The following is a 14,925-nucleotide window of genomic DNA, read 5'->3' on the forward strand; positions in this document are numbered from 1 at the left end:
AGGTAAGGCGGCTCAGTGAGGCACAGCACGAACTTGATCAGGGGAGGCTAGATTGCCATTGCCGAGAAATTGAACCGTCGCCGCCTAGGACTCGATCCCTCGGACCAACATCAGCAGCCGTTGGAATTCGGCGTTGTCGCTATCCCCCTTCCAGAAGTTAATGAACTGGCAGACCACCTGGAGATTGCCCACCTCGTAATGCCCCGCGCTGTCGATGCGATCGAGCGACGGCAACAGATTCTTGTCGGCCTCCGGTCCGAGAAACTGAAACGGGATGCCGGTCAGAGCGCAGCGGTTGTCCTGAAGATCGAGCAGTGAAGCAATCAGCTTCTCCAGCTCGGCCGAGGTCATCCGCAATTCCTTGTTCTTCAGTATGCGCTGAACGATTTGCCCGTTCGCGTTCTTGACGGTGTTCTCGACCGAAAGGCGCATGGCGATGATGGATTTCTCGCGCCCGCCGAGATAGCGGACCTGATCCTTGCCGACCGCCGCCTTAGCGATCGAGCCCTCCGCTTCCATTTTTAGAAGTGTTGCCAACATCCAACAGAAAGAATGTGCATCTACCAGCCGTACATCTTTCAAACCGGCGGTCGCCCCGACGAGCGAACGCAACGCGGCGAGCGTCCGATTGTAGGTCGAATAGTTTTCCCAACTGCATTGGCGCAAGGTCGAGAAGTCGATGCCGAGCGCCCGGAAAGCGCGGTCGAACCCGGTCGGTTGGACCGGCATGAACCGATCCATGTCCTTGAGAAAATAGAAATAGGCGAGGAGCGGATACTTGCCGCCCGTTAGTTCGCTCAGTCGATCGAACGTCACACCCTCATCGGCGTTGCCGCGAAAAAGGCCGAAAAGCAGAGCCTCGATCTCGCGACGCAGCTTCGGATTAGAAGCCGCCTCCAGCAGCACACGGTGATCACGGTTGGCATGGCCGTAACGGTTCTGCCAGAACACAAGATTGTTGGTGAGGTTGCTCCGGCTGTCCTGAATTTCGATTGCTTCGGTCATCGAATTCAGGATGGTGCCCGAACCGATATCTGCTTCCGACCAATCCCCGGCGCGAAGCAAGCCGAGCGCGTGGGCGCGCAAGCGGGGCTTGTAGCTTTCCCAATCGTGGATCAGGCCTTCCCCAAAGCTTGCAAATGGCCGCCCCGATTTTGCTGTGACGAGCGCCTGGAAGCGCATGAAGGCTTGGTGGAAGGTGCGCGGATCAACGCCGGCGCCGGCGGTGATGCTGTCGGCCTTGCTCTCGGAACTGGTATACCAGTCTAGAAAGCTGTTTAGAGCGCCTGGACCATCGATTTCGACACGCAGCGTTGTCGGCGCTCGAAGCGGCAGAAGTGGGCCATTGATGTTCGAGTTGCTGTTCGAAACGCTATCCATCAGGTGCACACCGTCGAGAATCGGGGGCGCGGGCGGCTGGAACCAAATGCGCGTCTCGGTGGCTTCGCGATGAATAGCGAGCACCTTGCCGGACGGCGTCGTGAAACCGACCACGTAGTCGGTGGGCAGCTTGGCCGGTTCGCCAAGTCGAGACCGGAGGATCGCTTCGGCGTCGGCAATTCCAAGAGTCATTCGGCCGCTTCCAGTTCGCGATCGTCGGCCGGTGCCAACGCCTCGGCGAGCAGCGCGTCGAACAGTCGGCGGCGGGTGGTGGCGGTGGAGTTGAGGTTTGCCTCCAGCCGGTCACAGAGTGCCATCAGCGCATCTACCTTGGCGACGATGCGATGTTGTTCGGCGAGCGGTGGGAGGGGAATGAGGACCTGCGTCAAGATTTCGAGGTTAATGTTCTTCTGCGCCGTCGCTGGCGCGAACTCCAATAGATTTGCTTTTGCCGTTCTAACGAAATATTCGAAGTATCTTGCGTTTTCGAACCCGGCTGCCGGAATGAAGCCGACGACGCTATCGGGGAAGCAGGCATCGAAACTCAATATCCCACTATCGGCGATGTTCGCGGCGATAGTGATGCAAAGCGTCCCCTTCGGCCATTTGAAGCTCTGATATAAGCCGAAGTCGTTGTATTTGCTCGTGTAGGTCTCAATGACGCCTTGGGAGCGGGCTACGTCACCCGTCTGGATCATCAGGTGTTCACCACCTTCGAACAGCGCCGGGTCATTGCGCGGTCGGTGTTTCGACTTGCCTCTGCCAAACGTACCAACTTCGGGAAACCGCCCCCATGCCCATCCAGCGGGCAATTCGAATGGTGCTTGACCGAGGTTGATTTCCGGCAGCATGTTTTGGCGCTTGGCCTTTCCCTCTTTGACCAGCCGCGCTTTCTCCTTCGCAATACGCTTCAACAACTCCGTCGCCGGTTCGTCGTTCACATCCTGCGACACCAGCTTGCCGCGCACGGCGAGGTTAAGGATGGTCTGACGCAGGGCCTTGATCTGGTCGGGGCGCGTGGTGAGGGCGGGCAGCGCTTCGAGGGCGAAGCGGGCGTCGGCCCGGAAGGCTTCAGGATCGGGCGCGTTGAGGCGGGCAAGGCTTGCCGCCGCCAGCCGGTCGCGTGCCTTCTCGCGGCCCGACCGCGCCGCGTCCAGCCGGTCGCACAGGCCCATCAATTCATCGACCTTGGCGACGATGCGGTGCTGTTCAGCGAGCGGTGGGAGGGGAACCTGAATTTGCTCCATCTTTTCTTTGGTCATGTGGATCATCGAAATGCCATGACCGGCCTCTTTGACCTCGCGCGTCTTTTGCAGGAGGAAATTGTATAGGTAGTGCTTGTCGATATTAGCCTCGCTATGAAGCGGAAGCTTCCAAATATGATAGTGATAAATGACCTTCTCGCCAGTCCAGATGAAAGGGCCAAACGAAGCAGACCAAGCGAAAATCAGATCGCCTTTATCGCAATATTTGTCTTCGTCAAGCTGTAGGGTCGAATAGTACCAGCGATCCGAAGTAAACAGATTGCCAACACGCAGAACCGGCGTCCCAGAACTCAATAATTCACTTTGCTTGTATGCGCGGCCATTGAGGATCGAGACCAGGTCGGCCAGCGGTGCATGTGCCCATCCCCTTGGAAGTTGGAAGGACTCCACTTCTCCGTTGAGATTCCTCGGTTCTCGCTTGGCGCGTTCCTTTCGATCGAGCCGCACCTTTTCCTTCGCGATCCGCTTCAACAGTTCCGATGCCGGTTCGTCGCCTGCTTCCTGCGGTGCTAATTTCCCGCATACGGCCAGATCGAGAATGAAGCGGCGCAGGCGGGCAATCGCGTCAGGCGCGTCGGCAATCCGATCATAGTGCTCCAGCAGGCGGTCGGCGTTCATCGGGCCAGCGCCTCGGCAAGGATCGCCTTCAACTCGTTGCGCAAACCGGCAGTCTCGGCTTCGGCACGGGCGAGGTCGGCCAGCAGAGTTTCCGGGTCGCCGTGGTCATTGGCCACGGCGTGCGGGTTCTTGATGTCGAGATTGTAGCCGCGCGCCTTCACGTCCTTGGCGCTCACTTTCCAAGCCTGTGGCGTCTCCTCGCGGCCCTTCCGGTCCTTGCCGCCCCACCAGTCAATGCAGGGTCGAAAATGCTCCAGCCGGATCGGCTTTGTCATCGAATAGGCTTTCTGGCCATCTGGCACGCGGTGCTCGTAGAACCAGATGTCTTTAGTCGGTGCGCCCTTCTCGAAGAACAGCAGATTGGTGCCGATCGAGGCATAGGGCTTGAACACGGAGTTGGGCAGGCGGACGATGGTGTGGAGGTTGCACTCCTCCATCAGATGTTCCTTGAGTCGAGTCTTGACGCCCTCGCCGAACAGCGTGCCGTCAGGCAGCACCACGGCGGCGCGGCCGTCGGATTTCAGCAGCCGTACGATGAGCGCGAGGAACAGGTCAGCCGTTTCCTTTGTGCGAAAGGTCGGGAAGTTGTTCTCGATTCCGTCTTCCTCGCGCCCGCCGAAGGGCGGATTCGTGAGAACAATATCCACTCGCTCATCCTTGCCCCAGGAAATGAGCGGGCGGGCGAGCGTATTGTCGTGGCGCACGAAACTCGGATCCTCGACCTCATGCAGCAACATGTTGGTGACGCAGAGCATGTGCGGAAGTTGCTTCTTCTCCACCGCGCGCAGTGCGCCGTGCATCGTTTCGCGTTGCTTGGGTGTCCGCACGTACGCTTTCTCCATGTGGCGGATAGCACAGGTGAGAAAACCGCCTGTGCCGCAGGCGGGATCGAACAGAGTTTCGCCGGGACGCGGATCAATACGGTCCACCATGAAGGCGGTGACCGCGCGTGGCGTGTAATATTCGCCCGCATTGCCGGCTGATTGCAGGTCATTGAGGAGTTGCTCATAGAACTCGCCAAAGTGCCGCCGCTCATCGAGGTTGTTAAAATCGACCTCGTTGATCTTGTTGACCACCTGCCGGATGAGATGGCCGGACTTCATGTAGTTATAGGCATCCTCGAACACATCGCGCACCACGCGGCGGCGATCTCCAGGCTTGCCCGTGAGCTGCAATCCCTTCAAAGCTGGAAATAGGTCATCGTTGATAAAATCGAGCATGGCTTGACCGGTCATGCCCTCCGGGTCCGCCGCCCAGTTCCGCCACTGGAATTTCTCCAAGATCGGCGAGTGGTAGCCTACTCTGGTCAGTTCGAGTTCCTGATCCTGATCGTCAATGATCTTGAGGAAGAACATCCAGCACAACTGACTGATGCGCTGCGCATCGCCATCGACGCCCACATCCTGGCGCATGATGTCCTGAATGGATTTTATGGTGGTACGGACGATCATGGTTTAAGCGGTCTCCTGGTAGATAGCGTCCTGCATTTCGTGGACGGCTCTTTCGAAACCCTCCTTGCCGCCGAACGCCTTGATGAGTTGCATGACGCTGCCCATTGCAGTGAAGGGCGTCACCTTCAGCACATTGGCATCATCAAGATTGAGCACACCCTCGTCGCGGTATTTTTCAAGCAGCGCGTCGAGCACGGCGCGGGCTTGCGCGCTGTATTTCGTAAAAACGTCGCGCTTCTTGACGTTCTCAGCTCGCTCACGGCGTGTCAAAGGTTTCTTGTCGAAGGCGACGTGGCAAATCAGATCGAACGGATCGAGGTTCTTGCCTAGTTCGTCCGCAATGGCGTCAAGTGGCAGGCCCTCGGCTTCCAGTTCCTCGACGATTGCCTGTTTTCGTTCCGCAGACTTCCAACGCTTGAGAAACTCGTCAAGGCTAGCGAAGCGCTTCTTCAGCGCCGTCTTGGTGAAATCCCGCAAGGACTCGGTGACCAGCTTGCCATTCTCGTCAAGGTATTCAACACGCTCGGCGATGATGCGGGCGCCGACACCGTCCACGTAAATCTTGCGCCCCTGATTGCCCGGCGCCTGCGGCAAGCCCGGCTGATCGACAACGGTTTCGTCACCGCCCGCCTCGTAAGGTGGTTGATCCCCTTCGTCAAAGTCGGTGACGGTATCGTCGGGCGGCGTGATGGGATCATATTCGTTGGCCACGTAAATCTGAACCGGATCACCATCAAACTCCGGATCGGCGAAGTGATTGGTCGCGCCACGAAAGTCGATCAGCGTGAAATAGAACTTCTTCGTGTCTTCATGGACTCGGGTGCCGCGCCCTACAATCTGCTTGAACTCGGTCATGGACCCTACCGGGCGGTCGAGCACGATTAGCCGACAGGTCTGCGCGTCCACTCCAGTGGACAGAAGTCGTGAGGTCGTGACGATCACGGGATACCTCGATTCCGGGTCGAGGAAATTGCCGAGCTGGTCCTGGCCATCCTTGTCACTGCCGGTGATCCGCATGACATATCGGTGGTTGTCGTCGCAAAGATCCTTGTTTTCGTTGACTAGCGCCTGGCGCATACGCGCTGCGTGCTCCTGGTCGACACAAAATACGATGGTTTTCTGGAAGCGGTCGCCGCTTTCCTTTAGAAATTCCGTGATCTTCCTCGCTGTCAGCAGGGTGCGGTCGTCGAGGACCAGCGTCCGGTCGAAATCCTTGGCGTTATAGATACGATCCTCGACCTCATTGCCGTCGCGGTCGAGTTGTCCGAGTTCCGGGCGATAGCCTTCAACGTCGCGATCGATGTGGACCTTGATGACCTTATAGGGTGCAAGGAAGCCGTCGCTGATGCCCTGGCGCAATGAATAGGTGAAGACCGGTTCGCCGAAATAGTCGGCGTTGGAAACGTATTCCGTTTCCTTCGGCGTGGCGGTTAGGCCGATCTGGGTCGCGCCGGAAAAGTGATCGAGGATCTCGCGCCATGCAGAATCGTCGGCCGCGCTGCCGCGATGGCATTCGTCGATGACGATCAAGTCGAAAAAGCCCGGCGAGAACTCCTTGTAAAGTTTCTGGCGCTCCTCTGGCCCCGTAATAGCTTGGTAGAGGCCAAGATAGACTTCGAAGGCCGTGTCAATCCGGCGCTTTCTGTCGAGCGCCAGGGTCAGATCAACCGTGGTGCCGTCCTGCCGTTCGATGGTCTTCGCATTGGTCGAAAGCTTTGCCATTGCCGCACCGAACGGCCGGAAATCGTTCACCATCGTTTGGTCGATCAGCACGTTCCGGTCGGCGAGGAAAAGGATGCGCTTCTTGCGGCCCGCCTTCCACAGACGCCAGATGATCTGAAACGCCGTGTAGGTTTTGCCCGTGCCGGTGGCCATGACGAGCAACACGCGATCGCGACCCTTGGCAATGGCCTCGATCGCGGCGTTAACGGCGTTTACCTGGTAGTAGCGCGGGGCTTTGCCGCTGCCGTCGTCGAAATAGTCTTGAAGAACGATCTGTTCTGCTTCTGGATCGAGGCCTTTCCAAGCGCGGTACCGCGCCCACAGATCGGCGGGCGACGGAAAGGCATCGAGACCAAGGTTCGCTTCCTTGGTGTTGCTCAAGCCTGTGCGGTCGTGAAAGAGGAAACCGTCGCCATTCGAGGAGAACACGAAGGGGATGTCTAGCGTCGCGGCATAGTCAAGGCCCTGCTGGATGCCATCGCCGACGCTGTGATTGTTGTCCTTCGCCTCTATCAGCGCGATCGGGATATTCGGTTTGTAGTAGAGTACGAAATCGGCCTTCTTCGCCTTGCCACGCGTGACCAGTTTCCCGCGTACGATTATCCGGCCCTTGGTGAAATAGACTTCTTCCCGGACCTGAAGCATCTCGTCCCATCCGGCGCTCTTGACGGCGGGCAAGATGAACTTGGTGCAGATGTCGCGCTCGGTGAGGCTTCGTTTGTCCATTGGTTGGTGTTCCCCCACTCACGCTCTATGGGGTAAGCTCACACTGATCAATAGTGCAGTTCAAGTCATTGATACTATTGAGTCGCTTGAACCCACTTCTGGACCAGATCCACGAGCCGGCTGGGACCGAACCCTGCCGCCCGATCTTCGGATTTCGCGCCACTTGCCACTTGCCCGTTGAAGCCTGCGCCTGCTTCCGCTAAGAAGCCGTGACTTGCCGGTTCGCCGGCTGGTTCGTTTTCAGGAATCCTGAAGGCACCCGTAGCTCAGCTGGATAGAGCGCTGCCCTCCGAAGGCAGAGGTCACAGGTTCGAATCCTGTCGGGTGCGCCAGATTTATCCTTTGATTACAATGGCTTGAAGGGTGGTTTAGCCGGACTGCAACTCCTCGGGGCGAACTCCGCGTAAGCGGCAGATCTCGGTTTCCGTTGACACCAGTCCATGCTTTCTCGTGTGGAGCGCTGCGCAAGCCATTGATTTTCTTGCGAAGTAAAAGGTCAGAAACCGGGGATTGCTTGACCGCTGCTCATGTGGGCAGCGGTCACCGTACGACGTTGCCTCTGATGGAGCGGCGGCCCTTCTGAGATCACTGACTGAGCCTGCATTTCCTGCACGTGGTCACGGGCGAGACGCAGCCGCAGTGCCTTGAGCGTGGCCAGCAGCGCATCGCGACCTGGACGAGGCACGATCGACGGGGCTGAGGCTGGCGCTCCTGCTGGCGCTGCCATCGGCAATGGTGCGCGCCTGGCAGTGAGACTATCGGGAACGCTCGAATTTGAGCTCAAAGAAGACCAGCCAGTCCTTGAAATCATCGGGGATGGCATAGTAGGCGGGGATGCGCTTGAAGCCGATGCTCTCGTAGAGGCCCATCGCAGCGTGCTGGTTTCGGCTCGTGTCGAGGCGCATGCCTCGATAGCCTGCGGATGACGCCTCGGCGACACCGCGCTGGGCCAATGCGCGTCCGATGCCTAGGCCGTGAAAGTCAGGCGAAACGAACATCCGCTTCATCTCGCAGAATGCGTCGTCAAACTTGCGAAACGCAACACATCCCGCCGCGCGTTCGTCGTAGCTGGCGATCAACAGGCAGCCGGCGGGGGCACCGTACTTGCCCGGTAGGCCGGCGAGTTCCTGCTCGAACGCGGCGGCATCGAAGTAGAGGTCGACTTTCTCCCGGTCCATCGGGGTCAGCGCCCGCCCCCATTCGACGAATGCCCGCATCAGCGACCTGACGTCGTGGAGTTCGGACGGATGTTCTGCGCGACGGATGTCGATCATGGCTTCGCCTCGTGGGGGTCGTTGGCTGCAGTTTCGGCTCGGTCCTTGCCCCTCTTGCACCTGTCTTCCGGACGGGTGCCTCTTCATGCCGTATCGGTTTGCAGAGTGTCGCAGGTTCGGTTCGGATTGCAAACCGGGCTTACGGATGCGGCACCGCCTCTATTTCGGCGAGCAACGGCAACGGCGGCCGGTTTCGAGTTCTCAGACCGACGCCCCGAAGTGGTGCGCGGCGATGGCACTCAGAAAATCTCGCTGACCTGCTTGAGCTTGGCGGCGCCGAGATGCGGGCTGGCGCAGATGTGCGCGAGCTCGTCCCTGGTCACACCGAGGGTTCGCCAGGCGTGCTCAAAAATCTGCCGCGACGGCTTGCAGGCCTGCGCCTGCTCGGCGGTGATGATGCCGGGCGGTTCGCTTGCGACAGCCCGGCCTGCGTCTGCGTGCTCTCCGCGCCAATCCCAGGGCGCTTAAACGTTCCGGCCCACAGAACGCGGTCTGCGCCACCAGAGCGTCAGCCGCAACCGCAGTCACCAAGATCAGGCGCAGCGGCGTGGCCCATTTCGAAGCCATGGAATTTCCTTCTTCGGGACGCGCCTACTGACCGCGCGGTCTGGCTTTCGGTCCTGGCGAGCTTTCCGCCGGGTGTGCGGACAAGCTGGCGGATCGCCGATCCCTTAGCCATAGCGACCTCTTTTTTGCCATTAGCTTTTCGCGGTCGTCATCATCAGCGGTTTTTCGGCCATGTGCGGCGATCGCATAGTCGGCTCTGTTCGTTCGAAAGTCTTCTTTTTGCACGGACATCGTTTTTCCTCCCTTAGGCCTTTTCCCTCCCTTGGGCCTGACGGGCGCGATTAACTGCCGCTGCATCGTGCGAGTCTACTAATTAGGGATTGTGCTAAAATGATACACCCTGGCCAAAGCCGCAGGGACGCTACATCTCATTGGAGCCGATTACACCAGGCTCACCTTCAGCGAGATTGGTTAGCGACGGGCCTCCAGGTGTAAAGACAACGCCGGCTCCCTCCAGTGCTTGCCGTAGACGGATGAGTGTGCCCGGATTCGGAATTCTGCGGCCGATCTCAAAATCGCGGATCGCGGCTTCGCCAAGATTGGACTTGGCGCCAAGCCGCACGCAGGACTCTTGCCTAACGATACCAGAACGGCTCGATGCGACCCTTGTCGGACCTTCAGTCGCGCCATAGGGCTCGCATTTCGTTCTTCACAGGCACATAATGAATGCCGTCGACCGCCAAGAAAGCGCGCTTAGTGAGGTCATTCTGTCTCACTGGAGGCCGGTCGCCAACAAGGTCGCAATGGCCGAAGAACGCATCCGTCGCCGGCTCGCGGCGATCATGGTCGCCGACGTCGTAGGCTATGCGCGCCTGATGGAGGCGGACGAGGCCGGCACGCTCGCGGCGCTGAAGGACCGCCGCAGGAACGTGCTCGAGCCCATCGTGCGATCTCATGGCGGACGCATCGTCAAACTCATGGGCGACGGTGTCCTGGTCGAGTTCGGCAGCGCAGTTGATGCCGTCGGCAGTGCACTCGAACTGCAGGCCAGGATGGCCGATGCCAACGACGACGTGGCCGACGAGCGCCGGATCATGCTCCGGATCGGCATCAATCTGGGCGACGTGATCGGCGAGGGCACGGATGTCTATGGAGAGGGCGTCAACATTGCCGCGCGACTCGAGTCCCTGGCCGAGCCCGGCAGCATCTGCATGTCGCAAAACGTGTACGAACAGGTGGCCAAAAAGGTGAATGGCACATTCGAGCCCCTGGGTGACCGTCAGCTCAAGAACATCGAAGCGCCTGTGCGCGCCTACTTGGTCCGTCCCGCTGTTGTCGCGCCGAGCAAGCCAGCGGTCACGTCGGACAAACCGTCGATCGCCGTGCTGCCCTTCAACAACATGAGCGGCGACCCTGCGCAGGACTATTTCTCAGACGGGATCACGGAGGACATCATCACCGAGCTGAGCCGATTCAGGGAGATCATGGTGATTGCACGGAATTCTTCCTTTGCGCTCCGAGGCAAGGCGCTCGACGCCAAGGAAGTTGGCCATAGGCTCGGCGCGGATTTCATCGTCGAGGGCAGTGCGCGCAGGGCGGGCAATCGCGTGCGGGTCACTGCTCAGTTGATCGACGTGTCCAGCGGAAAGCATCGCTGGGCCGAGCGCTATGACCGCAATCTCGAAGATATCTTTGCAGTGCAGGACGAAGTCGTGTCCATGATCGTCGGCACCCTGGTCGGGAGAGTCGCCTCCACCCGTGCCGAGCAGTCAGGCCGCAAGCCACCGCAGCTTTGGGCGGCCCACGATCACTTTCTGCAAGGGCGGGAGCGTTCGATACGGTTCGATTCGGAAGCCGCGGCTCAGTTCCTGCGCCGCGCAATTGAGCTCGACTCGGCACACGCCCAAGCCCATGCGTGGCTGGCGGGTGTCGCCTATGTCCTCCATTCGGACCACGGGCGGCGCGAGGATCTGGAGGAAGGCCTTCGTGCCGCACAAACGGCGGTACGGCTCGATCCGTTGGATTCGAACGGTCACCGGCAACTCGGCCTCATCTATTCTAAGATGAGGCAGTATGAGCTGGGAGGGATACACCTCGACCGAGCGGTCGCGCTCAATCCGAACGACGTGTATGCCTCGACGTTCAGAGGGCTGTGGCTGGCCTTTACGGGACGCGGAGAGGAAGCGCTGCGCAGCCTGGAGGCAGATCTTCGCCGCGATCCCTTTCCGCCAGCTTGGTACTGGGGGTGCCGCGGAGTGGCCTTTCTGCAGTTGAGGCGCCACGCCGAGGCCCTCGAAGCGTTTCAGCATATCGACCACCTCTGGCACTGGTGGCTACCCTGCTACATTGCTTCTTGTCAGGCTCGTCTGGGCAAGATCGATCAGGCGAAACAGTCGGCCGCAGATGTGCTGCGCCTCAAGCCTGATTTTGCCATAGCGGACTTCGAACGGTCTGAATGGTGGCGAGACCCCGCCGATCTTGAACACATAACGCATGGCATGCGTATGGCGGGACTAAAGTAACCGGTCGTGGGGCGCTCCCAAGCGCGTCCAATGTGAGCGCCTGACTGATTCTGGCACGAGTTGCTCCTTCCGATCGCAGAACGTACGCAGAAAACGAACCTTTCGCGACGTTGCTACCGTGCAGCGGCAAAGTCCGCTCAGGGTCAGGTGAGGACAGAGCCTCCGCCGAGCTGAATGTCCGCTCACTTACACCTCACACTGGAAGCCGCCTGCCAGCTTGCGCCCCCGTCCGGGGAGCTCGACGCCGACCCCGTGCCGCTCGCCATGTTTCGGCAAGGCTGCATCTACCGGCAAAGGGCGACGCGCGCCATCGAGGCGTTTCGGCGCTAAAATGGGAAAGGGTCTCGGCATATGGAGCCCGCAGGCTTGAGGCCAAGAGTGCCTGGAACAGAATAGAGCCTGCCCGGACCAAACCTTGGTTTGGTCGAACGCAAGCCCGGAGCGAAAATGCGGACAAGGGACCGCTGCTCATCCTGCATCAGAATGACGGCGAATACCCCCAGGTTTTGTTCATGGCAGAGTTTGACGCAGGAGGCGTAGTCAAGTGTCGATTCATCCGTGCAGACAGGGCCGCTATTCCCACCCTGCAAATATGGACACAGCCCAAGATCCGTCTCTTGATGCCAGCGATAAAGTTGCCGCGCCCCGGGTGTAAAGCCGGTCGTTCCCTGTTGCCGCGCCTGTTGGGAGAGCAGAGCAAGGTTCGCTTCGCATTGAGCAAGCTCGCCAAGCGCCCTTGTGGCAGCCGCTGACCACGATGCGCCCGCCGCAAACCCCATCGCCGGACACCGGCCGGAACTGTCGCTGGAGATTGCCGCAACGATCGGCACCGCCAAATCCAACGTAAGTCGCACAAGCCGCAATTCGCGACCTCGGTGCCGAAGCCAATCCTCGTAAGAAGATACGGTGTCGCTTGCCATCGACTTCGGCTCGATTCGAGGCAGAACAAGTCGATTGTACCACCAGATAGAGGTCGCATCTCGCTCTATCAGCTCGAGAAGGGCGCTCATCGCAGCGTCCTCAGGGTTGCTGCCCAGCGCAAGTCCGTTCGAGTCGGCAGCCGGCAGAGATCGGTCCTCGCCACCGGGATCATACCCGAGGAAACACAGCCCCGCGGGCACCCAGGCTTGCTCCGTACCGAGCTTGCCGTCACTCAGGATCCAGTCTTCAGGCGCGGATCTGTCCCAGCGGGCCGGAACCATGTTGCGGGGCTGCCGGTTGCCGGCCTTTCGCCGGTCATATTGCTCTTCGCTGAAAAGAAGGATGCCGGGCGGCTCGACGACCCGCCCATGAATCGCATCGGCACACGACCGGAGAATTCGCCTTTCGGGAATGATCTGGGCGAAGTAGGTCTCGTCCGCCTCACAAAGGCAGCCTTGCAGCGCCTGCTCCACTGTCGTGCCCCAACCAGACACGAAGTAAGTGCTCTCATCGCCATCCCTGGCGGCGCGAACGCGGCCGGCCGCCACGGTGAGAGGACAGCCGAGCAATGGGTCCGAGATCACCACCGGGCCATAAAGAAGACTAGACCCCACGCAGACCTCGAATGTGCGGATCTTTCGCATTGCGAGCGCTTCTGAACGGATTCGCCCTGTCGTACGTCCGAAGCTCTCGTGTGGCAGTTTACACGCTGCCATGCGCGATAGCATCATGCAAATGTGCTAAAGTACGTTCGGACGTCCGACCCGAGGTATGGATTGACCCCAAAGCATGGATTGAGCGCAAACAACGGCACCCTGAAGCGGCGCCTGACTGCGATCGTGGTCGCCGACGTGGTCGGCTATTCGCAACAAATGGCGGAAGACGAGGAAGGCACGTTTACCCGCGTCCGAGCGCTGATGCACGACGAGGTCCCAGGCTACATTCGTCGGCATGACGGCCGCGTTGTAAAGAACACCGGCGACGGTGTCGTCGCGGAGTTCCCCAGCGCCGTCGAAGCGGTCCGGTGTAGCGTGGCTATTCAGGCCTATCTCGCAAGCCCCGAGCGATCGTCGCCCGGTCTGTTGCTTCGAATGGGCATAAATTTCGGCGATATTATCGTCGACGGCGACGGCGACGTGTTCGGCGACGGTGTGAACGTGGCTGCACGCCTTGAACAGATCGCAGCCCCCGGAGGCATTTGCCTTTCGGCAAAAGTGCATGAGGAGGTCCGCGCAGGGCTGCAATTGCCCTTCGAGTTTTGCGGTGACTTTCAGCTCAAGAACATTCCCCGACCCGTGGCAGTCTACTCGCTTATTCACAGACCCGAAGGCCCGGCTCCGAGGATCGGCGCCGAGACTTCGGGCTCGAACACGCCATCGATCCTGGTCCGCCCATTTGTCAGCACCGGCGGCGTGGAAGCCTATTTCAGCGAAGGGTTCACAGAAGACGTCATCACCGAGCTGACGCGGTTCACGCAGCTCTCCGTCGCGTCATATCATACCTCGTTGCGGCTCAAGGATGTGGAACTGCCGAAGCTGGTCTCGGATATCGGGCTCGATTTCGAGCTTTCGGGGCGAATCCGGAGGATGGGGAAGCGTATCCGCCTTTCGTGCGAACTGGTTGACGCCACGTCCGGCGGTGACGTTTGGGCCGAGCATTATGACAGCGACGATAAGGACATATTCGAAGTGCAGGACGAACTGGTCCGCAAGATCGTGGGCACGGTTATCGGGCGCCTCAAGGCAGCGGGTGCGGAGAAGGCGCGGCGCAAGCCGCCGGCCAACCTGGCGGCCTATGAGTGCGTGCTGCGCGGCAATGCCCTGCCGCTAGGCGACCTCGCCTCCGAAGCGGAAGCCAGGCAATGGTATCAGCGCGCCATCGACCTCGATCCGACTTATGGGCGCGCCTACGCCAAGCTGGCTCACTACAAGCAGCTGGAATGGTTTCGCGACATGGGACCTTCCGATGCCCTGCTCGACGAGGCGCATGCGGTCGCCAAGAAGGCGGTGGCGCTCTCCGCCAACGATCCGGTTTGCCTCAACATTCTCGGCTGGGTGCTGCTGCACTTGCGAGACTTCGACGTCGCCGCGCAACTCTACGCACGGGCGCTCTACCTCAATCCGAACGATCCCGAGCAGGTTTCCTATCTCGGCACCCTCTACACATTTGGCGGCGAGCCGGATCGCGCCATGCAATGGTTCGAGCGGGCGCAGGTGCTCGATCCACTCTACGAACCATCCTGGTATTGGCCGTTTCGCGGCATCGCCCACTTCATTGCGGGCCGGCCCGAGCCGGCACTGGTCGCTTTGACCCGTTCGTCGACAATGCCGACATGGGTTACCGCCTACATGGCCGCTTCAAGCTCGGCGCTTGGCCGGGACAGCGACGCCAAGTTGTATGCGGCTCGCGTGTTGGCGGCTACGCCCAGCTTTTCTTGCAGTCGATTCGTGGCCAAGGAGCCCTATCGCCTGGAGGAGGATCGGGCCACGCTGCTCAAGGGGCTGCTCGCCGCAGGGCTGCCGAACTGAAATTGAAGTTT

General features: G+C 59.9%; 8 protein-coding genes and 1 tRNA gene. 3 read left to right on the forward strand and 6 right to left on the reverse strand.

What is annotated here, in order from left to right:
- Positions 1-84 precede the first annotated feature (84 nt).
- From H0241_RS07460 to hsdR, 4 genes are read right to left on the reverse strand one after another with little or no spacing between them, the layout of a single operon-like run.
- On the reverse strand, positions 85-1,572 hold the full coding sequence (locus tag H0241_RS07460) for a hypothetical protein (protein ID WP_181056747.1): 1,488 nt from the start codon (positions 1,570-1,572) through the stop codon (positions 85-87).
- Positions 1,569-3,263, reverse strand: coding sequence for a restriction endonuclease subunit S (locus H0241_RS07465; protein ID WP_181056748.1), 1,695 nt, complete (start codon positions 3,261-3,263; stop codon positions 1,569-1,571). The genes H0241_RS07460 and H0241_RS07465 overlap by 4 nt, the downstream gene beginning before the upstream one ends.
- Entirely contained in the window at positions 3,260-4,714 is a 1,455-nt protein-coding gene (locus H0241_RS07470; protein WP_181056749.1) for a type I restriction-modification system subunit M, read from the reverse strand. Before H0241_RS07470 ends, H0241_RS07465 begins: the two co-directional genes overlap by 4 nt.
- Positions 4,715-4,717: 3 nt before the next feature.
- Positions 4,718-7,162 carry an EcoAI/FtnUII family type I restriction enzme subunit R gene (hsdR, locus tag H0241_RS07475; RefSeq protein WP_181056750.1) on the reverse strand — a complete coding sequence of 815 codons (2,445 nt, stop codon included), beginning with the start codon at positions 7,160-7,162 and terminating at the stop codon, positions 4,718-4,720.
- A 255-nt stretch (positions 7,163-7,417) separates the two neighbouring features.
- Between hsdR and H0241_RS07480 the strand changes: the two genes are divergently transcribed.
- Positions 7,418-7,494, forward strand: a tRNA-Arg gene (locus H0241_RS07480).
- Positions 7,495-7,917: 423 nt separating this feature from the next.
- Here the strand turns inward: H0241_RS07480 and H0241_RS07485 are convergent.
- Positions 7,918-8,436 (reverse strand): GNAT family N-acetyltransferase, encoded by a 519-nt coding sequence (locus tag H0241_RS07485; protein ID WP_181056751.1) that lies wholly within the window; start codon positions 8,434-8,436, stop codon positions 7,918-7,920.
- A gap of 1,229 nt (positions 8,437-9,665) precedes the next feature.
- On the opposite strand from H0241_RS07485, the gene H0241_RS07490 reads away from it, so the two are divergent.
- Positions 9,666-11,465 carry an adenylate/guanylate cyclase domain-containing protein gene (locus tag H0241_RS07490; protein WP_181056752.1) on the forward strand — a complete coding sequence of 600 codons (1,800 nt, stop codon included), beginning with the start codon at positions 9,666-9,668 and terminating at the stop codon, positions 11,463-11,465.
- A 326-nt stretch (positions 11,466-11,791) separates the two neighbouring features.
- Here the strand turns inward: H0241_RS07490 and H0241_RS07495 are convergent, their stop codons facing one another.
- Complete coding sequence (locus H0241_RS07495) at positions 11,792-13,030, reverse strand: YcaO-like family protein (RefSeq protein WP_181056753.1); 1,239 nt, start codon at positions 13,028-13,030, stop codon at positions 11,792-11,794.
- Positions 13,031-13,180: 150 nt separating this feature from the next.
- On the opposite strand from H0241_RS07495, the gene H0241_RS07500 reads away from it, so the two are divergent.
- Positions 13,181-14,914 (forward strand): adenylate/guanylate cyclase domain-containing protein, encoded by a 1,734-nt coding sequence (locus H0241_RS07500; protein ID WP_181056754.1) that lies wholly within the window; start codon positions 13,181-13,183, stop codon positions 14,912-14,914.
- Positions 14,915-14,925 lie beyond the last annotated feature (11 nt).

The sequence above is a fragment of the Mesorhizobium neociceri genome, from assembly GCF_013520985.1.
GTDB classification, from domain to species: Bacteria; Pseudomonadota; Alphaproteobacteria; order Rhizobiales; family Rhizobiaceae; genus Mesorhizobium; species Mesorhizobium neociceri.

Excerpts from the sequence above, each read along its gene's own strand:
- H0241_RS07465 (WP_181056748.1), bottom strand. The coding sequence starts at position 3,263 with ATGAACGCCGACCGCCTGCTGGAGCACTATGATCGGATTGCCGACGCG.
- H0241_RS07470 (WP_181056749.1), bottom strand. The coding sequence starts at position 4,714 with ATGATCGTCCGTACCACCATAAAATCCATTCAGGACATCATGCGCCAG.
- H0241_RS07490 (WP_181056752.1), top strand. The coding sequence starts at position 9,666 with ATGAATGCCGTCGACCGCCAAGAAAGCGCGCTTAGTGAGGTCATTCTG.
- H0241_RS07485 (WP_181056751.1), bottom strand. The coding sequence starts at position 8,436 with ATGATCGACATCCGTCGCGCAGAACATCCGTCCGAACTCCACGACGTC.
- H0241_RS07460 (WP_181056747.1), bottom strand. The coding sequence starts at position 1,572 with ATGACTCTTGGAATTGCCGACGCCGAAGCGATCCTCCGGTCTCGACTT.
- hsdR (WP_181056750.1), bottom strand. The coding sequence starts at position 7,162 with ATGGACAAACGAAGCCTCACCGAGCGCGACATCTGCACCAAGTTCATC.
- H0241_RS07495 (WP_181056753.1), bottom strand. The coding sequence starts at position 13,030 with ATGCGAAAGATCCGCACATTCGAGGTCTGCGTGGGGTCTAGTCTTCTT.